This window comes from Pseudomonas sp. IT-P171, from assembly GCF_949767765.1.
Classification (GTDB): domain Bacteria; phylum Pseudomonadota; class Gammaproteobacteria; order Pseudomonadales; family Pseudomonadaceae; genus Aquipseudomonas; species Aquipseudomonas fluorescens_B.
In genome coordinates this window covers 28,615-47,033 of the sequence record NZ_CATKQN010000001.1, presented here as the reverse complement: position 1 = coordinate 47,033, position 18,419 = coordinate 28,615, and the positions used below count along the sequence as shown (strand labels likewise).

18 protein-coding genes are annotated in these 18,419 nt (G+C 58.6%); 10 read left to right on the top strand and 8 right to left on the bottom strand.

Annotated features, from left to right (window positions below; genetic code table 11):
- Nucleotides 1-212 precede the first annotated feature (212 nt).
- Together ettA and gdhA are read left to right on the top strand one after the other, a co-directional pair.
- Nucleotides 213-1,877 carry an energy-dependent translational throttle protein EttA gene (gene ettA, locus ACM6I5_RS00235; RefSeq protein ID WP_017340873.1) on the top strand — a complete coding sequence of 555 codons (1,665 nt, stop codon included), beginning with the start codon at nucleotides 213-215 and terminating at the stop codon, nucleotides 1,875-1,877.
- Nucleotides 1,878-2,168: 291 nt separating this feature from the next.
- Nucleotides 2,169-3,506 (top strand): NADP-specific glutamate dehydrogenase, encoded by a 1,338-nt coding sequence (gdhA, locus tag ACM6I5_RS00230; RefSeq protein WP_414882977.1) that lies wholly within the window; start codon nucleotides 2,169-2,171, stop codon nucleotides 3,504-3,506.
- On the opposite strand, the gene ACM6I5_RS00225 is transcribed toward gdhA, so the two are convergent.
- From ACM6I5_RS00225 to ACM6I5_RS00210, 4 genes are all read right to left on the bottom strand, one after another.
- Complete coding sequence (locus tag ACM6I5_RS00225; RefSeq protein WP_017340871.1) at nucleotides 3,503-3,997, bottom strand: GreA/GreB family elongation factor; 495 nt, start codon at nucleotides 3,995-3,997, stop codon at nucleotides 3,503-3,505. The two genes, gdhA and ACM6I5_RS00225, sit on opposite strands and share 4 nt — an antisense overlap.
- Nucleotides 3,998-4,067: 70 nt before the next feature.
- Nucleotides 4,068-4,424: a hypothetical protein gene (locus ACM6I5_RS00220; RefSeq protein ID WP_017340870.1), complete on the bottom strand. Its 357-nt coding sequence runs from the start codon at nucleotides 4,422-4,424 to the stop codon at nucleotides 4,068-4,070.
- 118 nt (nucleotides 4,425-4,542) lie between these two features.
- Nucleotides 4,543-6,396, bottom strand: coding sequence for a DUF4105 domain-containing protein (locus ACM6I5_RS00215; RefSeq protein WP_414882976.1), 1,854 nt, complete (start codon nucleotides 6,394-6,396; stop codon nucleotides 4,543-4,545).
- A gap of 95 nt (nucleotides 6,397-6,491) precedes the next feature.
- Nucleotides 6,492-6,980 (bottom strand): DUF3015 domain-containing protein, encoded by a 489-nt coding sequence (locus tag ACM6I5_RS00210; RefSeq protein ID WP_017340868.1) that lies wholly within the window; start codon nucleotides 6,978-6,980, stop codon nucleotides 6,492-6,494.
- Between the two features lie 276 nt (nucleotides 6,981-7,256).
- On the opposite strand from ACM6I5_RS00210, the gene ACM6I5_RS00205 reads away from it, so the two are divergent.
- Both ACM6I5_RS00205 and ACM6I5_RS00200 read left to right on the top strand, forming a co-directional pair.
- Entirely contained in the window at nucleotides 7,257-9,695 is a 2,439-nt protein-coding gene (locus ACM6I5_RS00205) for a Lon protease family protein (protein ID WP_017340867.1), read from the top strand.
- Between the two features lie 304 nt (nucleotides 9,696-9,999).
- Entirely contained in the window at nucleotides 10,000-10,341 is a 342-nt protein-coding gene (locus ACM6I5_RS00200) for a hypothetical protein (protein ID WP_017340866.1), read from the top strand.
- A 5-nt stretch (nucleotides 10,342-10,346) separates the two neighbouring features.
- Here the strand turns inward: ACM6I5_RS00200 and ACM6I5_RS00195 are convergent, their stop codons facing one another.
- Nucleotides 10,347-12,176, bottom strand: coding sequence for a hypothetical protein (locus ACM6I5_RS00195; RefSeq protein WP_414882975.1), 1,830 nt, complete (start codon nucleotides 12,174-12,176; stop codon nucleotides 10,347-10,349).
- Between the two features lie 159 nt (nucleotides 12,177-12,335).
- Here ACM6I5_RS00195 and ACM6I5_RS00190 point away from each other — a divergent pair, with 159 nt between their 5' ends.
- The 3 genes from ACM6I5_RS00190 (at nucleotide 12,336) to ACM6I5_RS00180 (ending at nucleotide 14,010) form a co-directional block, all read left to right on the top strand.
- Nucleotides 12,336-12,824, top strand: a complete 489-nt coding sequence (locus ACM6I5_RS00190; protein WP_007943976.1) for a TIGR00645 family protein — start codon at nucleotides 12,336-12,338, stop codon at nucleotides 12,822-12,824.
- A 135-nt stretch (nucleotides 12,825-12,959) separates the two neighbouring features.
- Nucleotides 12,960-13,271: a DUF6482 family protein gene (locus ACM6I5_RS00185; RefSeq protein WP_017340864.1), complete on the top strand. Its 312-nt coding sequence runs from the start codon at nucleotides 12,960-12,962 to the stop codon at nucleotides 13,269-13,271.
- Between the two features lie 121 nt (nucleotides 13,272-13,392).
- Nucleotides 13,393-14,010 carry an FKBP-type peptidyl-prolyl cis-trans isomerase gene (locus ACM6I5_RS00180; RefSeq protein ID WP_017340863.1) on the top strand — a complete coding sequence of 206 codons (618 nt, stop codon included), beginning with the start codon at nucleotides 13,393-13,395 and terminating at the stop codon, nucleotides 14,008-14,010.
- A 128-nt stretch (nucleotides 14,011-14,138) separates the two neighbouring features.
- Here ACM6I5_RS00180 and ACM6I5_RS00175 read toward each other — a convergent pair whose 3' ends face one another.
- The 3 genes from ACM6I5_RS00175 to ACM6I5_RS00165 all read right to left on the bottom strand — a co-directional run bounded on the left by ACM6I5_RS00175 (nucleotide 14,139) and on the right by ACM6I5_RS00165 (nucleotide 16,073).
- A complete protein-coding gene (locus tag ACM6I5_RS00175; RefSeq protein ID WP_017340862.1) occupies nucleotides 14,139-14,396 on the bottom strand; it encodes a hypothetical protein in 258 nt (85 codons plus the stop codon).
- A 206-nt stretch (nucleotides 14,397-14,602) separates the two neighbouring features.
- A complete protein-coding gene (locus ACM6I5_RS00170) occupies nucleotides 14,603-14,944 on the bottom strand; it encodes a zinc ribbon domain-containing protein YjdM (RefSeq protein WP_010467527.1) in 342 nt (113 codons plus the stop codon).
- A gap of 160 nt (nucleotides 14,945-15,104) precedes the next feature.
- Nucleotides 15,105-16,073, bottom strand: coding sequence for a polyprenyl synthetase family protein (locus tag ACM6I5_RS00165; RefSeq protein WP_017340860.1), 969 nt, complete (start codon nucleotides 16,071-16,073; stop codon nucleotides 15,105-15,107).
- 240 nt (nucleotides 16,074-16,313) lie between these two features.
- Here ACM6I5_RS00165 and rplU point away from each other — a divergent pair, with 240 nt between their 5' ends.
- The 3 genes from rplU (at nucleotide 16,314) to cgtA (ending at nucleotide 18,356) form a co-directional block, all read left to right on the top strand.
- On the top strand, nucleotides 16,314-16,628 hold the full coding sequence (gene rplU / locus ACM6I5_RS00160) for a 50S ribosomal protein L21 (protein WP_003176051.1): 315 nt from the start codon (nucleotides 16,314-16,316) through the stop codon (nucleotides 16,626-16,628).
- A gap of 35 nt (nucleotides 16,629-16,663) precedes the next feature.
- On the top strand, nucleotides 16,664-16,939 hold the full coding sequence (gene rpmA, locus ACM6I5_RS00155; RefSeq protein WP_017340859.1) for a 50S ribosomal protein L27: 276 nt from the start codon (nucleotides 16,664-16,666) through the stop codon (nucleotides 16,937-16,939).
- Nucleotides 16,940-17,132: 193 nt separating this feature from the next.
- Nucleotides 17,133-18,356: an Obg family GTPase CgtA gene (gene cgtA, locus ACM6I5_RS00150; RefSeq protein ID WP_017340858.1), complete on the top strand. Its 1,224-nt coding sequence runs from the start codon at nucleotides 17,133-17,135 to the stop codon at nucleotides 18,354-18,356.
- The last annotated feature ends 63 nt before the right edge of the window (nucleotides 18,357-18,419 follow it).

The window sequence follows — 18,419 nt, the reverse complement described above, 5'->3', positions numbered from 1 at the left end:
GCCTTGAGTTGTGGCAAAGTGCCAGTCCCTCCCGGCTGGACTGCCTCTCGTCATTCAGGTAGCTTTGCCGGTTACGCGGGAGCGTTCCAGCTCCTAAAATCAGGCTTTTTCAGCGCGCACATATTGATAGCTTTCAATCGGGCGACGCGCACGGCCTGGCCAGGCATCGCCTGCGCCCTAATCATTCATCTGTCACTGACCCAAGGTTCTCCATGGCTCAATACGTCTTCACCATGCATCGGCTGGGCAAAGTTGTTCCGCCGAAGCGGGAAATCCTGAAAAACATTTCGCTGTCCTTCTTCCCTGGCGCCAAGATCGGCGTGCTCGGCCTTAACGGTTCGGGTAAATCCACGCTGTTGAAAATCATGGCCGGCGTCGACACCGAGTTCGAGGGCGAAGCCCGTCCGATGCCGGAGCTGAACATCGGTTACCTGCCGCAAGAGCCGATCCTGGACCCGACCAAAACCGTGCGTGAAGTGGTCGAGGAAGCGGTCAGCGTGATCAAGAACGCCCAGGCGCGCCTGGACGAGGTCTACGCGGCTTACGCTGATGAAGATGCCGACTTCGACAAGCTGGCAGCCGAACAGGCCAAGCTCGAAGCCATCCTGCAAGCCAGCGACGGTCATAACCTGGATCGCCAACTGGAAGTCGCCGCCGATGCGTTGCGCCTGCCGGCCTGGGACGCCAAGGTCGAATTCCTCTCCGGTGGTGAAAAGCGTCGTGTAGCCCTGTGCCGCCTGCTGCTGTCCGCCCCCGACATGCTGCTGCTCGACGAACCGACCAACCACCTGGATGCTGACTCCGTCGCTTGGCTGGAGCATTTCCTCCACGACTTCCCGGGCACCGTCGTTGCGATCACGCACGACCGTTACTTCCTGGACAACGTTGCCGGCTGGATTCTGGAACTCGACCGTGGCGCGGGCATTCCTTACGAGGGCAACTATTCCGGTTGGCTCGAAGCCAAGTCCGATCGTCTGGCGGCCGAATCCAAGCAGCAGTCGGCCCACGAAAAAGCCATGAAGGAAGAACTGGAGTGGGTGCGCAAAGGCGCCAAGGCCCGCCAGTCCAAATCCAAGGCACGTCTGCAACGCTTCGAAGAAATGCAATCGCAGGAATTCCAGAAGCGTTCGGAAACCAACGAGATCTACATCCCGGCCGGTCCGCGCTTGGGTGACAAGGTCATCGAGTTCAAGAACGTCACCAAGGGCTACGGCGATCGCGTGTTGATCGACAACCTGTCGTTCTCGATGCCGAAGGGCGCCATCGTGGGCGTGATCGGCGGTAACGGTGCCGGTAAATCGACCCTGTTCCGCATGCTGATGGGCAAGGAAACCCCGGATTCGGGCAGCATCGAAGTCGGCGAAACCGTGCAACTGGCGTGCGTCGACCAGAGCCGCGAAGACCTGGACGGCAGCAAGACCGTGTTCCAGCAGATCTCCGACGGTTCGGACCAGATCCGCATCGGCAACTACGAGATTCCGTCGCGTACCTACGTCGGTCGCTTCAACTTCAAGGGCGGCGATCAGCAGAAGTTCGTCAAGGACCTGTCCGGTGGTGAGCGCGGTCGCTTGCACCTGGCCCTGACCCTGAAGGAGGGTGGCAACGTCCTGCTGCTCGACGAACCGTCCAACGACCTCGACGTTGAAACCCTGCGTTCCCTCGAAGAAGCCCTATTGGACTTCCCGGGCGCCGCCATTGTGATCTCTCACGATCGGTGGTTCCTTGACCGTGTGGCGACGCATATCCTGGCGTACGAAGACGACTCGCAAGCGGTGTTCTTCGAAGGCAACTACACCGAGTACGAAGCCGATCGGAAAAAACGCCTCGGCGAAGCGGCTGCCCAGCCGCATCGTGTACGGCACAAAAAACTGGCCTGATATCGGGTTGGTCGCATGAAAAAAAACGGAGCCTTCGGGGCTCCGTTTTTTTATGGGCCTCAGAAAGACCGCGGCGCGCCTTGCTCGCGAAAGTGATCTCCATGACGGTGCAATACTTGAATTGTGAATCCCTGTTTAGGTGCGACGAACGGCTTAAACACGCATTATTTATATCCAGCGCACCATTTAATTTCATAACTGCGACATTTTGCGCTGTCGTGGTGCGCATTCCGTTTGCTAAAGTCCGGCTCAATCTTCTCCAACGATAATAAATTTTACCGAGACTTTTCCATGATCGAATCCGTCGAAACCTTCCTTGTCCGACTGAAAAAACGCGACCCGGATCAACCTGAATTCCATCAGGCTGTGGAAGAAGTCCTGCGCAGCCTGTGGCCGTTTCTTGAAGCCAATCCGCATTATCTGACCTCCGGGATCCTGGAGCGGATGTGCGAACCGGAGCGGGCCATTGTCTTCCGGGTTTCCTGGGTCGACGATCAGGGCAAGGTGCAGGTCAATCGCGGTTTCCGGGTGCAGATGAACAGTGCAATCGGTCCGTACAAGGGCGGCTTGCGTTTCCATCCTTCGGTCAACCTCGGCGTACTGAAATTTCTCGCCTTCGAACAAACCTTCAAGAACTCCCTGACCTCGTTGCCCATGGGGGGCGGCAAGGGTGGCTCGGACTTCGACCCGAAAGGCAAAAGCGACGCTGAAGTCATGCGCTTCTGCCAGGCATTCATGAGCGAACTGTACCGTCACATCGGTGCAGATGTTGACGTGCCGGCCGGCGATATCGGCGTGGGGGCCCGCGAGATCGGTTTCCTGTTCGGCCAGTACAAGCGCCTGAGCAACCAGTTCACCAGCGTATTGACCGGCAAGGGCCCGAGCTATGGCGGCAGCCTGATTCGCCCAGAAGCGACCGGTTTCGGCTGCGTGTACTTTGCTGAGGAAATGCTCAAACGCAACGGTGAAACCGTCGAAGGCAAACGCGTTGCGATTTCGGGTTCGGGCAACGTTGCACAGTACGCGGCACGCAAGGTCATGGACCTGGGCGGCAAGGTGATTTCGCTCTCGGATTCCGAAGGTATGCTGCACTGCGAAAGCGGTTTGACCGAAGAGCAATGGCTGGCGCTGCTGGAGTTGAAAAACGTCAAGCGTGGACGGATCGGCGAGTTGGCCAGTCGCTTCGGCCTGGAGTTTCGCGCCGGCCAGCACCCCTGGAACCTGGCGTGCGACATCGCGCTGCCATGCGCGACGCAAAACGAGCTGAATGCCGAGGCTGCTCGCACATTGCTTCGCAACGGCTGCCTCTGTGTGGCAGAAGGCGCGAACATGCCAACCACCCTTGAGGCCGTGGACCTGTTCATCGAGGCGGGAATCCTGTTCGCGCCGGGCAAGGCGTCCAATGCCGGTGGTGTGGCGGTGAGCGGGCTGGAGATGTCACAGAACGCGATGCGCCTGTTGTGGACCGGGGGTGAAGTGGACAGCAAGCTCCACGGGATCATGCAGTCGATCCACCACGCCTGTGTGCACTACGGCGAAGAGAACGGTCGCATCAACTATGTCAAAGGCGCGAACATCGCCGGCTTCGTCAAAGTCGCTGACGCCATGCTCGCCCAAGGCGTGGTTTAAGCCGGTTCGATGCGGATGATTTCGATCATCTGATTGCCCGCCGGGCGTTGCCACAACACCTCGTCGCCGAGCTGCGCCCCGAGCAATGCCCGGCCCAGCGGCGAACCCCAGTTGATCAGGCCCGCCGCCGCATCGGCCTGGTCCTCGCCGACCAGTTGCACGGTTTGCTCGGCGCTGTGTTCGTCGGCGAACGTTACCCGGCTGCCGATCTGCACCTTTTGCGTTGAGGTGGCGGGCGTCACCACCTGAGCGCTTTGCAGGCGCTGATTGAAATACCTCAAATCCCGCTCAAGGTCAGCCTGGCGCTGCTTGTCGGCCTGCTCGCCCATGGCGGACTGGTCGCTGTGCAACTGTTGCAGCTCGGCGACTTTCGCCTGCAACTGGGCAAGTCCGGCGGGGGTGACGTAATTGGGCTGCGCGCTGACCTGCCGTTCGACTGGCTGATCGGCTTGCGCAGCAGCGTTATCTTCATTGACGAAGGCGCGACTCATGGTTTTCTCCCGTTATAGGGTTTGGGCCATGGTCACTGTCTTTTAGTTTCGGCGGATGTCTGGAAGCGACTCATTGCGAGCGAAACGCACGGGCGGCGTCCTGGTCTTTCTGGTGCTGCCAGGCTCTTTCACGCTCGTCCCAATGGTGGCTGCGATAGTCCTCGCGATCTTCGCTTTCGCGCATGGCCTGGCATTGGCGAAAACCATCGCTCCAGCCTTCAGCGTATTGCTTGTCCTTGAGATAACGCGGCACGTTCTTGCGAAATTCACCGGTGATCGCCCCGGCAGCTTGTCGGCCACTGCTGCAGCCGTCGTCGAAGCCGTCGGCGAAGGCCGGTGGATATCCTTTGGCAATCAAATCTTCATGGGTGGTCTGGCAGCCCGCGATCGACATCAACACAACCACCATACCTACACAACGCCACATCTCGGACTCCCGGCCGTGCGACGGCCTATACGTGAAGTCTAGGAGTGGATTCGTGAGGCGTTTGTAGTCGCTCTGTGAAAAATCCATTCAACATCACAGGGGAGCAAGTGCTTCTGAGTCAGTAGTGATACCACTTCACCTCAAGCATCACTTCGTTTTCAGGGGAGGCGAGGTGGCTGAATTCACGCTGTGCACTCAGGCGCAAACCGAGGTTGCGCGACAATTCCCACTGCTGGTTCAGGCTCACGCTACGACGCACTTCGCCATTGGTGAAGAAATCTCCCTTGGCCTCAAGGCTGAAGTTGCCCAGCGGGTTCTTCCACAGCACGCCGCTGTTGAAACCCGCCGCCGGAGCGATGAAACCGGCAAAGTCATTGTTGTGCTCGACGCGCACCGTGCCCAAGGCGAAACCGAGCATGTCCTCGCTCAACTGCCAGGTGCCGCCGCCACCGCCGTTGACGTGGCTGACCAGGGTTTCATCGTCATGTTTGCCCGGTACGCGCTCAAGGCCGCCCGTGACTTGCCACGACAGCGGCTGCAACAACTCATTACGCGGTGTCAGGGAGCGAATGGTCGCCAGGTCCAGTTGCTGCAACTGCCATTGATTGCCTTCGTACTGGCGCAGTTTCATCTGCAGGATTTCAATCTGCGCGCCGAGGGGGAAGCTTTCCGAGTTGTCGTTGAGGTCGTGATAGGCCATGCGCAGGCCATATTCACCAAACGCCTTGTCGCCCCGGGTGCCGATGCCGGCTTGCCAGGTGCGCGATTCATGGCCGTCTTCAGGCAGGCCGGGTTGGGGAATGTTCAGCTCGGGGGGCGGGTTCTGGTTGATCGCCCGCAGCAATTCGAAACTGCGTTGGGCCCGTTGCGGGTCGCGCTCCTGGCCGTTGGCGCGGTAGCGTTCCAGTCGGTAAGCCGCGTCGATGATCAGCGCCTGACGCTCGCGCGATTGCGCCTTGAATGCTGGCTCCTGCAATTTTTTCTGGTCGGCGCTGACTTTCAGCACCCACTGCTGCTCTTCAGGATTCAACGGTTCGGCGCGGCTCAGCAGCTCACGCTCGCGGGACGGACGATACTCAATCGACTCCACCAGACCGGCTTCTTTGACGGCTTTGACGGTGTCGGTTGGAATCGCGGTCAGCGGGAATTGTTCGGTCAGGCGCAAACTCGGACGCGCCACTTGCAGTAATTCCAGCAGGCGATAGGAGCAGTTTTCGTCGAAGAAGAAATAATCGAACTGGATCTGCTTGAGCTCCCAGACATGCTCGACCATGCGCTCGGTTTCTTGCTGCGTCAGGTTCAGCCGGTATTCCCACAGGTCGCGGTTTTCGAGGCTGCGGTATTCCGAGAGTTTTTCCTGATACGGCACCAGCGCAAACAGGCCCGGATAGCCGCCCATCAACCCTTTCCAGGCGTAGAGGATGCTGTTGTCCGAGCCTTCGATGTAGGCGCCGAAATTGATCGCGTAGCTGAGCAGTGATGTCTTGTCGCTCTGCACACCCGCCTGATCGATCCGTAGCAACGTATGGCCGAACATCGATGACGGGCTGTTCAGATAGGCCGCCGGGAAAATCATCACCGCGCTATGGGGTGAGACATCCTTGAACCATTGCTTGAACTCGGCGCAGTCCAGGGAAGGCAGGTCGGTCAGATTGAGTTGTGCTTTCAGCCAGCGAGTACGGGCCGGATAGACGCACTGCGCGTGTTGCTCGCCGGCACTGGCCGGGGCGTACAGCGCTTGCACGGTGGCGGCCAGTTCACGGTCGGGATGTTCGTTGCCGTCGGGCGCCAGGAAGAATTTCCTGTCGCTGACATAGCTGCGCCAGCCGCCCAGTTTGGCGGTTTCGTAATGACCGAGGGAAATCCAGAAGGGGTCATTGGCCAGTTGCTGCAAACGTTGATTGTCGATGTGTGGCGCGGCGGACAGCGGGGCGCAGACACAGAGCGCCAGCCAGGCAAGGCGTTTGAGCATAGTGGGCAACTTAGAGATTCGAGAATAAAGACCCAAAAAAAGGGGCAGGTCCAAAAAACAAAACCCGCTCCCCGAAAGGAACGGGCGGGTCGAGCTTAAGCTTGAGTGGCGTACTTGGCCAGACGTGGATCGCTCTTCAGAACGGCCAGGGTGTTGGTATGCACGTCGTCAGCGGTCACGTCAGCCTTGCTGAAGATCTGCTGGAAGTGCTCATGAGTGACGGCGGCGAAGTGCGCACGGTCTTCCGGCGCCACGCCCAGTACCACGGCGTAAGTGGTCAGCGCTTCGCCCTGACCCTTGGCCATGTCTTCGGACAGCTCGTTCATCATGCCATTCATGGCAATCCAGGATTTGCCGCCATAGGTCAGCGACGCATTAGTCGAGCAACCGTTGGTACCGGAGGTCATACCGAAGGTTGCGTTGCCGGAAGTGCCGTTGGTGGTGGATGCCAGGAAGTGAGCCGGGGTGCCACGCTGACCTTCGAACAGCATGTTGCCCCAACCGCAATCCGGGCCGCCTGGCGCCTGAGCCATGGCATTGAGGGATACAGCGGTGAAGAGAGTACCGAGAAGAATCCGTTTCATAGCTTTGTTCTCTTTATGTGCATACCAATGGACAAGGGGTCTGGCCCGATCTGGCGCCAGTGGGCCGGTTATTGTTCCAGCCGCGCAGTTTGGAGTTTAGGCACGTTCCAAGGGTTCCGTGACATTTTGCGAAATATTCGTTGAAAACGTTGATTTAGACCCGGTCCGCCTGGGGATAGCAGTTTAGCTATGCTTTGGCTAAAGGCGCGCCTTGCCAGTGGGGTACAGGCAGCGCCAGAATGCCGCTATCTGCCCCGCCTGATGTAAGGAAGCCCGATGCCTGATCCTGTTGCTGCCAGCTTGCGTCTAGCGCCCGAAGCGCTGACCCGTCCGTTTTCCGCTGAACAGTTCAGCTTCTCTACCACCAATGATCTGGAGCCTTTCCGCGGTGTGCTTGGCCAGGAACGTGCGGTCGAAGCCTTGCAGTTCGGTGTGGCCATGCCACGCCCCGGTTACAACGTCTTCGTCATGGGCGAGCCTGGCACCGGCCGGTTTTCGTTCGTCAAACGCTACCTGAAAGCCGAAGGCAAACGCCTGCAGACCCCGGCGGACTGGGTCTACGTCAACAACTTCGATGAGCCCCGTGAACCCCGCGCCCTGGAATTGCCCTCGGGCACCGCTGGCGCGTTCATCGGTGATATCAACGCGCTGATCGACAACCTGCTGGCGACGTTTCCGGCCGTATTCGAACACCCGTCCTACCAGCAGAAGAAAAGCGCCATCGACCGGGCTTTCAACCAGCGCTACGACAAGGCGCTGGACATCATCGAACGCCTGGCGCTGGAGAAAGAAGTCGCACTTTACCGCGATGCCAGCAACATCGCGTTTACCCCGATGAGCGAAGGAAAGGCATTGGATGAAGCGGAATTCGCCCAGTTGCCGGAAGCCGATCGCGAGCGTTTTCACGATGACATTTCCGGTCTGGAAGAGCGCCTGAACGAAGAGCTCGCCAGCCTGCCGCAATGGAAGCGCGAGTCGAGCAATCAACTGCGCCACCTCAACGAAGAAACCATCACCCTGGCCTTGCAACCATTGTTGTCGCCGCTGTCGGAGAAATACGCCGAGAACGCGGCGGTGTGCGGTTACCTGCAGGCGATGCAGGTCTATCTGCTGAAAACCGTGGTCGAGCAACTGGTGGACGACAGCAAAGCCGACGCCGTTGCCCGCAAGATGCTGGAAGAGCAATACGCGCCGAGCCTGATGGTCGGTCATTCGGCCAGCGGCGGTGCGCCGGTGGTGTTCGAACCGCACCCGACTTACGAAAACCTGTTTGGCCGCATCGAATACAGCACCGATCAGGGCGCGCTCTACACGACGTATCGTCAACTGCGCCCGGGCGCGCTGCACCGTGCCAACGGCGGCTTTCTGATCCTCGAAGCGGAAAAAATGCTCAGCGAACCGTTTGTGTGGGATGCGCTCAAGCGCGCCCTGCAATCGCGCAAGCTGAAAATGGAATCGCCGCTGGGCGAGTTGGGCCGCCTGGCCACCGTGACCCTGACACCGCAGCACATTCCGTTGCAGGTCAAAGTCGTCATCATCGGTGCCCGACAGCTGTACTACACGCTGCAAGACCTCGATCCGGACTTCCAGGAGATGTTCCGCGTCCTGGTGGATTTCGACGAAGACATCCCGATGGTCGACGAGAGCCTGGAACAGTTCGCCCAGCTACTGAAAACCCGCACCTCCGAAGAAGGCATGGCGCCGCTGACCGCCGACGCGGTGGCGCGTCTGGCGACGTACAGCGCGCGTCTGGCCGAGCATCAGGGGCGTTTGTCGGCGCGGATCGGCGATCTGTTCCAACTGGTCAGCGAGGCGGATTTCATTCGTCATCTGGCGGGCGACGAAATGACCGACGCCGGGCATATCGAGCGTGCGCTTAAAGCCAAGGCCACCCGCACCGGGCGTGTTTCGGCGCGGATTCTCGATGACATGCTGGCCGGGATCATCCTGATCGACACCGATGGCGCGGCAGTCGGCAAGTGCAACGGGCTGACGGTGCTGGAGGTCGGTGACTCGGCGTTCGGTGTGCCGGCACGGATTTCCGCCACGGTCTATCCGGGCGGCAGCGGCATTGTCGACATCGAACGCGAAGTCAACCTCGGCCAGCCGATTCACTCCAAAGGCGTGATGATCCTCACCGGGTATCTGGGCAGCCGTTACGCCCAGGAATTCCCGCTGGCGATTTCCGCGAGTATCGCGCTGGAGCAGTCCTATGGTTACGTCGATGGCGACAGTGCGTCGCTGGGTGAAGCGTGCACGTTGATCTCGGCCTTGTCGAAAACGCCGCTCAAGCAGTGCTTTGCCATCACCGGTTCGATCAACCAGTTCGGTGAAGTGCAGGCGGTAGGCGGGGTCAACGAGAAGATCGAAGGCTTCTTCCGTCTCTGCGAAGCTCGTGGGCTGACCGGCGAGCAGGGGGCGATCATTCCCCACGCCAACGTGGCGACGCTGATGCTCGATGAGAAGGTATTGGCAGCCGTGCGCGCAGGTCAATTCCACGTTTACGCAGTGCGCCAGGCTGACGAAGCGCTGAGCCTGTTGGTGGGCGAGCCTGCCGGTGCGCCGGATGAAAATGGCGAATTCCCTGAGGGCAGTGTGAATGCGCGGGTGGTGGAGCGCTTGCGGGTGATCGCGGAAATGATCAGCGAAGAAGACCTGAAAGAGGCCGAGAAAGAAGCTGCGCAGGAAGCCTTGGTCGAAGCCAAGCCGGCCTGACGCGCAACAAAACTGTGGGAGCGAGCCTGCTCGCGATGAGGGCTTCACATTCAACGAAGATGTTGAGTGTCAGTCCGCAATCGCGAGCAAGCCCGCTCCTACATTTGTATTGGATGAGTCCTGAAAAAGTGCCATCACTCTGACGTCAATATTCACACAATGACCATTCGGCGCCTTCTGGTCTCAGTTGACGTGCTGGTCAGACTTTTCTTCTATTCTGAGCTCAAGGATATCGACAGTAATCACTGGATCGAGACAGCTCTCCCGTGGGGGCTGAATACCGGATCTAACGAGGGTCGCCGCCATGTCGCGCAACCTCTGCCTCACCCGTCAATGCCTGGGTCTTGTGACCCGTATCGAATGCGCCATCAAGCCATTGGCTGGCGATACGGGCATGTGGACCTTGCTGTTTGCCGCCGGAATGGCCGGCGAACAACCGTCAGCCATCAAGGCCCAGGGCCCGTTTCATGGCCCTTTCGTGGCTGAATCAATCCTCGACACCATTGTTGAAAGCCTGACCCTGCACGGCTACGAACTGGCCGACGATCCACAAATCTGGTGCCTGCACCTGCAAGCCCAGCTGCGGGAAATCAATGGTGGCCGTTGCCGCAACCTGGGCGGCTTCGAGTTTCGCCCCGACCATTGAGAAGGCTATTGGTCAAGGCTGGACGTGTCAGCCTTGTCGAGCTTGACCTCGAAGCCGTATTGCACGGTGGTGAGGTCGGTTCGCTGATAGGTTTCCAGATGAGTGGGCTGGCCATAGAAGTAATGCACACCGAATAACGCCGGGCCTTCTGCGCTCGCGTCGTGAATGACCGAAAGAATCTCCTTGAGATAGTGACCGCTATCGTCCCTGGCGAAAAAGCGCCAGTCCTGGGCGGGAAACAGCTTCAGATCAACCACCAGCGCATTGCCTTTCAATTCCAGGCCTTTGGGCAGTTGGTGGGCATCGAGTGTCTGCTTGTCGACCGTCGCCAGGAACAGCGGCATGGAGCCCACCGCGTAGGCCGGCGTTTGCGCAAACAGGTTCAGATCGTAGGTGATGATGCCGCGCAGAGGATCGATCTGAAACGCCTCCGGCGGTAACTCGATCGGCTCATCGCGTTGACCGCTGCTGTCCTCGGTAAAGAAGCTGACCGGGCTGTCCCCGGGGTTGAAGGACGTCCCCAGCAATTCATCGTTGAAACTTTGGGCGTGGTCGAATTCGATGCGCGCCGCGCTAGGATCTTCCACCGCTTGACGGATGCTGACGCTCTTTTTCAGTTGTTCCTCAGTCAGCGTCGCACCTTTGAGCCAGGTCGGGGCCTGATCGTCGTACACCACCACCGGCAAGGTCAGTGGCTGGATGGTTTTATCGGTGGTGTGCTGGTCGAAGCGACGGACTGGCAGGTCCAGGTCCTTGCGTGTGACCGTGACCGCCGAGAAGTCGAGCAGGCTGACTTCAAGGGTCTCGATCGGCCCGTTGAAGTACACCTTGGAGTAATGGTTTTTTTGCTGCTTTTCAAAAGCGCGTTGCTCTTCATAGAGTTGTTTTTCGAACGTTTCGCTCCAGGCCTTTTGTTGCTGCATTTTTGCGAGCTGTTGTTGAAAAAAGGCAATTTGCGCGGCGGTTTCGTTGATCGAGCCGGCGCGCGAAAGAAATTGCCCGGTGGTGTCTTTGGCCTGGACGATCAGCGGGTTGAGCGGCGTTCCGCCCACCTCGGGCGCCAGCGGTGCGCTGTTGTTGAATTCGATCTCGGCGTAGTTGTTTGTCAGTTTAAGCAAGGTGACGCTGAGGTTGTCGTTGGTGCGGGTCTGGCCCACGTCCTTTTTTGTCAGGTCGAAGCTATAAAGCCTGCGGGGTGCGATGACTTCCACTTTGCCTTGCAGGCTGACCGGCTGCGGTTGGTGCTTGTTGTCGACGTCAAGGCCATCGATGAACGGATAAGTCACTGTCAGGTCATCGGGGTTGGTCAGGTTGGAGCTCGACGGGCTTAGCTGAATGCCGGGGTCGGTTTCCGACCATTCCGGCTGGAACGCGATCACGCGTTTGTTGCTCAGGGTCACCGACTGCCATTCCAGGCCATGGGGAAAGAGAAACGCGGCCGGAATGTCGAAGTTGAAGGGGAACACTGGCTGCAGGTCGGTCAGGTAGTCGGAGCTGGAGTCCTTGTGCAACACGATCAGGCCGTTGATGTACGTGTCGACCAGCGCCTGGGGCGTGGGATAGTGCTTGAGCACCGCAAGGACGTCTTCACCGTACTCGGTGACCACGGGTTTGCTGTCGAGTTTGAGTTGTGCGCGCTCGAGCAACAGCAGCGAACCACCCAGTTCGGCCACGATATCCTTGAGTTTCGGGTCCTGAATGGCATCCAGGGCCTTCTCGAACTGCGCGGTTTTTTCCTCGAGGCTGACCTGGCGTTTGTCATCGCTGGGCGAGCAGCCGCTCATCAGCACGGCCAGGCAAACCCCGGCGCTCATCAAAGGCAATCGCACACCCATTTCCCGTCTTCCTGTCCGCTGTCGCTGAGCTGTCAATGGTTTGGACACTAGCAGAAAAACCTTGTGACACACGTGCAGGTGGCGGATTTCCCGATGGTTTCTGGCTGTAACAGGTGGCTGGTATACTCGCGGCCATTTCCAGTCCACATGTGAGATTCAATGGAACGCTTTATCGAAAATGCAATGTACGCCTCCCGCTGGCTGTTGGCGCCGATCTACTTCGGCCTGTCCCTCGGTCTGCTGGCTCTGGCGCTGAAATTCTTCCAGGAAGTCTTCCACGTCATTCCCAACGTGTTCTCGATGGCTGAGTCGGACCTGATCCTGGTGCTGCTGTCGTTGATCGACATGGCACTGGTGGGTGGTTTGCTGGTGATGGTGATGATTTCCGGTTACGAGAACTTCGTCTCTCAACTGGATATCGACGACAGCAAGGAAAAACTCAACTGGCTGGGCACCATGGATTCGTCTTCGTTGAAGATGAAGGTCGCGGCGTCCATCGTGGCGATTTCATCGATCCATCTGTTGCGGATCTTCATGGACGCCAAAAACGTCGATCCCGAGCATTTGAAGTGGTACGTGATCATTCACATGACTTTCGTGGTGTCGGCCTTTGCCATGGGGTATCTGGATAAGCTGACCAAGCACTGATTGCTGCGTTTTTGCCTTTTTTACACCGCCCGTCCGTTGCGAAACAGACGGGCGGTGTCGTTTGTGGCTTGTGCTTTGATGCAGTGAGGCCTATGCCTGTAAGGATGTTGGCTCGCCACTGTGTGAGGTGCGTTCATGAACCTGCAAGAGCTGAATGCTTATGCCATCGCCGGGAAGGTCGATGAGTTGAACCTGATCTCCATGGAAGGTGGAATCTACCTGCTGGAAGCGCGCATGCATGGCGCGGCGTACCCCTTGAGCGACGCTCGCGGCCAGATGTTTCACCTGCGCTCGGTCGAGCATGCACGCGAAATACTCCATGCCTGCCCCAGCTTGCCGTTCAACCTGGTGCATACCTCGGTTCATGACGAAATGTGCGGTCTGGGCGGCAGTGCTGGAGAAAGTCTGAAGGTGCCGATCTCTTTCCGTACAACAGGGCTGCGCTGACAGCCCTCATCAGCGCAGCGACATCTGTGCTAGTCTGCTGGCCCTTTTGGTTCCGGGCGCTCCGGGACGCGCTGTGCACGCACGGCAAGTTCCAGGGCCGTCCGCACAGCGGAGCAGTGTCATGTCCGAAGTAAATCTGTCCACCGACGAAACCCGCGTCAGCTACGGTATTGGCCGTCAGCTGGGCGACCAACTGCGCGACAACCCGCCGCCGGGCGTTAGCCTGGACGCGATCCTCGCAGGCCTGACCGACGCGTTCGCCGGCAAGCCAAGCCGTGTGGGTCAGGAAGAAATGTCCGCGAGCTTCAAGGTTATTCGCGAAATCATGCAAGCCGAAGCGGCTGCCAAAGCTGAAGCGGCTGCTGGCGAAGGCCTGGCATTCCTGGCTGAAAACGCCAAGCGCGATGGCATCACTACCCTGGCTTCCGGTCTGCAATTCGAAGTGCTGACTGCCGGCGAAGGCGCCAAGCCATCCCGTGAAGACACCGTGCGTACTCACTACCACGGCACCCTGATCGACGGCACTGTGTTCGACAGCTCCTACGATCGTGGTCAGCCAGCAGAGTTTCCGGTTGGCGGCGTGATCGCTGGCTGGACCGAAGCCCTGCAACTGATGAACGCCGGCAGCAAATGGCGCCTGTACGTGCCGAGCGAACTGGCTTACGGCGCTCAAGGCGTTGGCAGCATTCCGCCGCACAGCGTACTGGTCTTCGACGTCGAGCTGCTCGACGTTCTGTAAGGTCTGGGCTGTCACCATGACGGTCTAATGTGGGAGCCAGCCTGCTGGCGATGGGAGCGACCGGGTTTCTTCAAGACCGCGTTGATACCCTCGCCAGCAGGCTGGCCCCACAGTTTTTACGGCGCTATTCATACTTCAAGCTTGTTGTGCAGCTCACTGGTCGGGCGCAACGCCCGGGCATAGCAGAACAGAAACAGATTGCGTACCAGTTCCTTGAGCACCACCGGCTCGCTGGAACTCAGGCCGTTGACGTCCAGATCACCCTGATCCTGCAACTCGTTCAAGGCTTCCTCTTCAAGCACCGCGCAGACTTCCCCGGTTTCCCGATGCAGGATCCTGAGGTATGGGTGTGGGCGGTCCAGCCAGGCATCGATCAAATAAGTCATGGTTCTCATCTCCATTGGGTTGTTCCAATGAGAATAATTCTTATTCGTCAAATAGCAAGGGCCTATTGGCGGTTTGCGGTTTTTTCCGGGTAAAGATTGCGTAAGGTCAAAACGGCTGGCGTTTGGCTATTGCCAGGGATTGCTGGGCGAAGCGGAGGAGGGCGAAGCACCATCCCACGCAGGGCGCGGGATGGATTGCAGACGGCTCAGACTTTTCTGACGAACTCGGATTTGAGCTTCATCGGCCCGATGCCGTCGATCTTGCAGTCGATGTCGTGGTCGCCATCGCACAGGCGGATGTTCTTGACCTTGGTGCCAACCTTGACCACCAGCGACGTGCCTTTGACCTTGAGGTCCTTGATCACGGTGATGGTGTCGCCGTCCTGCAGGACGTTGCCTACGGAATCTTTTTTCACGGTGTCGTCGGACGCTGCTTCAGCTTCGCCGCTGGCGGACCACTCGTGGGCGCACTCGGGGCAGATCAGCTGAGCGCCGTCTTCGTAAGTGTATTCGGAATTGCATTTCGGGCAGGGTGGCAACGTGCTCACTAAAGCTCCTTGGATTCAGGATCGCTAAAAAGCGCACATTATATAGGGTTTTTTCGGGCGAGGGAGCTGACAGCAAAAGATCGCAGCCTTCGGCAGCTCCTGCGGGGTTTTGTGTCCGCCCGTAGGAGCTGCCGAAGGCTGCGATCTTTTAATCTTGCTTTTAGTGTGTGCGGGCTACTGCGAACTCGCTCAATTCCACCAATGCATCGCGGTATTCGCTGGCAGGCAGCGCATCGAGGCATTTGATCGCACGGGCCACATAATCACGGGCCAGTTGCGCGGTGTACTCAAGGGAACCGGACGCTTCAACGGCCTCGCGGATGCTTTCGAGGTCCTCGATGCCACCTTTCTGAATCGCCTTTCGCACCAGTGCCGCCTGTTCCGGCGTACCTTCGCGCATGGTGTAGATCAGTGGCAGGGTCGGCTTGCCTTCAGCCAGGTCGTCGCCGACGTTCTTGCCCAGGGTTTCCGCATCGCCCTTGTAGTCCAGCAGGTCGTCCACCAGTTGGAAAGCCACGCCCAGGTGATCACCAAAGGTGCGCAGGGCTTCTGCCTGTTCCGGAGTGGCTTCGCAGAGGGCTGCAGCACTGTGGGTCGAAGCTTCGAAGAGCATCGCGGTCTTGCCGCGGATGACTTCCATGTAGGTTTCTTCGGTGGTGCTGGCGTCGCGGACCTTCGACAGCTGCAACACTTCGCCTTCGGCGATGATGCGCGTGGCCTGCGAAAGGATTTTCATCACCGGCATGGAGCCCAGTTCGACCATCATTTCGAAGGAACGCGAATACAGGAAGTCGCCCACCAGCACACTCGGAGCGTTGCCCCACATGGCATTGGCGGTCGAGCGGCCACGGCGCATGCCGGACATGTCGACCACGTCGTCATGCAGCAGGGTGGCGGTGTGCAGGAACTCGATGGTCGCGGCCAGCAGACGCAGGTCGTCGCCTTCGCGGCCAAGGGCCTTGCCACACAACAGCACTAATAAAGGACGCAGGCGTTTTCCGCCAGCCGAGGTAATGTAGTCGCCGATTTTCGATACCAGCGGCACTCGGGAAGTCAGCTGCTTCTTGATGATGCCGTCGACGGCGCTAAAATCGTCCGCCACCGCGCGGTAGAAAGCTTGGGGTTGCATCAGCGACAGTTGCTCCAGAAGGGTTGCGCGGCATGCTAGGACCCACGTCGGCGGGTGTCAAGGCACGATGGACGGCCTCTTGCATCGCCCCGGCAGCTTGCGTACAATCGCGCACCCTGAACTTCCTGGGCAGCACCTGCCTTACGCAATTGCAAACAGGCCTTCCAGCCTTATGCAGCCATGCCAGCCAATACCTCTTCTTATAAAGAGCTGGGTGAGCAGGATTATCGGAGAAATACCATGTCGTACGCAGTAATCGTTACTGGTGGCAAGCAGTACAAAGTCGCCCCAGGTGAATACCTGAAGATTGAAAAACTGGAAATCGCTACCGGCGAATCCGTAACTTTTGATCGCGTTCTGTTGGTCGCCAATGGCGATGACGTGAATATCGGCGCTCCAGTTGTTGCTGGCGCTACCGTTGTGGCTGAAGTGATCTCCCAAGGTCGTCACGATAAAGTCCGCATCATCAAGTTCCGTCGTCGTAAGCACCACATGAAGCGTATGGGCCACCGCCAGTGGTACACCGAGATCAAAATCACCGGTATTCAGGCTTAATTTCAGCCTAATTCCTCACTAGGAGAATTGAACTCATGGCACACAAAAAAGCTGGTGGTAGTACCCGTAACGGTCGCGACTCAGAAGCCAAACGCCTTGGCGTGAAGATGTATGGCGGCCAGGTTATCATTCCGGGCAACATCATCGTGCGTCAGCGCGGCACCCAATTCCACGCCGGTTACGGTGTTGGCATGGGTAAAGATCACACTCTGTTCGCTAAAATCGACGGCGTGATCAAGTTCGAAGTAAAGGGCGCCTTCGGTCGTCGTTACGTAAGCATTGTCCCGAAGACTGAAGTCGTCGCGGCATAATTACGTGGTTGCTGGAAAAGCCCTGTCTTGCGACGGGGCTTTTTCGTTTGTGGGGTGAGTCTCTTGCAAAGCTGTTTGTAATGGGCTCCAGCGCTGGATTTGCGGTCGTTGATTGAGGTCGCTGCGCTCATTTTTGCAAGAGTCTTATGTCTAGATTTTTTCGGCTCGTCCGTATGGCGAGAGGCGTTTTGTTATGAAGTTTGTTGATGAAGTATCGATTCGAGTAAAGGCCGGCGACGGCGGCAACGGTTGCATGAGCTTCCGTCGCGAGAAATTCATCGAAAACGGTGGCCCGAACGGCGGTGACGGTGGTGATGGCGGTTCGGTGTACATGATCGCCGATGAAAACCTCAACACCCTGGTGGACTACCGTTACACCCGGCACTTCGATGCCGAGCGCGGCTCCAACGGCGGCAGCACCGACTGCACCGGCAAGAAAGGTGAAGAGCTGGTGTTGCGTGTTCCGGTCGGCACGACTGTCATCGATGCGGCCACCCAGGAAGTGATCGGCGACCTGACCAAGGCTGGCCAGAAACTGCTGGTGGCTCACGGCGGCTGGCACGGCCTGGGCAACACCCGTTTCAAATCCAGTACCAACCGCGCTCCGCGTCAGACCACTCCGGGCAAGCCGGGTGAGGCGCGTGACCTGAAACTGGAAATGAAAGTGTTGGCGGACGTGGGTCTGCTGGGCTTGCCGAATGCGGGCAAAAGTACCTTCATCCGCTCGGTGTCGGCCGCCAAGCCGAAAGTCGCCGACTACCCGTTCACCACGCTGGTGCCGAACCTGGGCGTGGTCAGCGTCGATCGCTGGAAGAGCTTCGTGGTCGCGGACATTCCGGGCCTGATCGAAGGCGCTTCCGATGGTGCAGGCCTGGGGATTCGCTTCCTCAAGCACTTGTCGCGTACCCGTTTGCTGCTGCACCTCGTGGACATGGCGCCGCTTGACGACACCAGTGCCCCGGATGCTGCCGAAGTGATCGTCAGCGAACTGACCAAGTTCAGCCCGTCCCTGGCTGAGCGTGATCGTTGGCTGGTGCTGAACAAGTGCGACCAGATCCTTGAAGAAGAGCACGATGCTCGCGTCAAGGAAATCGTCGATCGCCTGGAGTGGACCGGTCCGGTTTACGTGATCTCTGCCATTTCCAAGTTGGGCACCGAGCGTCTGTGTCACGACATCATGCGTTACATGGAAGATCGTGCCGATCGCCTGGCGAACGACCCGGCTTACAAGGAAGAGCTGGCCGATCTCGATCAGCGCATCGAAGACGAAGCCCGTGCTCAGTTGCAAGCCCTGGACGACCAGCGTGCACTGCGTCGCAGCGGCGTGAAGTCGGTCCATGACATCGGCGACGATGATTGGGACGAGGAAGACGTGGATGATGAGGACGGTCCGGAAATCATTTACGTGCGCGACTGATTCGTTGCAGTAAACTTAAGCGCCGCTCAATTGAGCGGCGTTTTGGTATCTGGAAATCGGTAG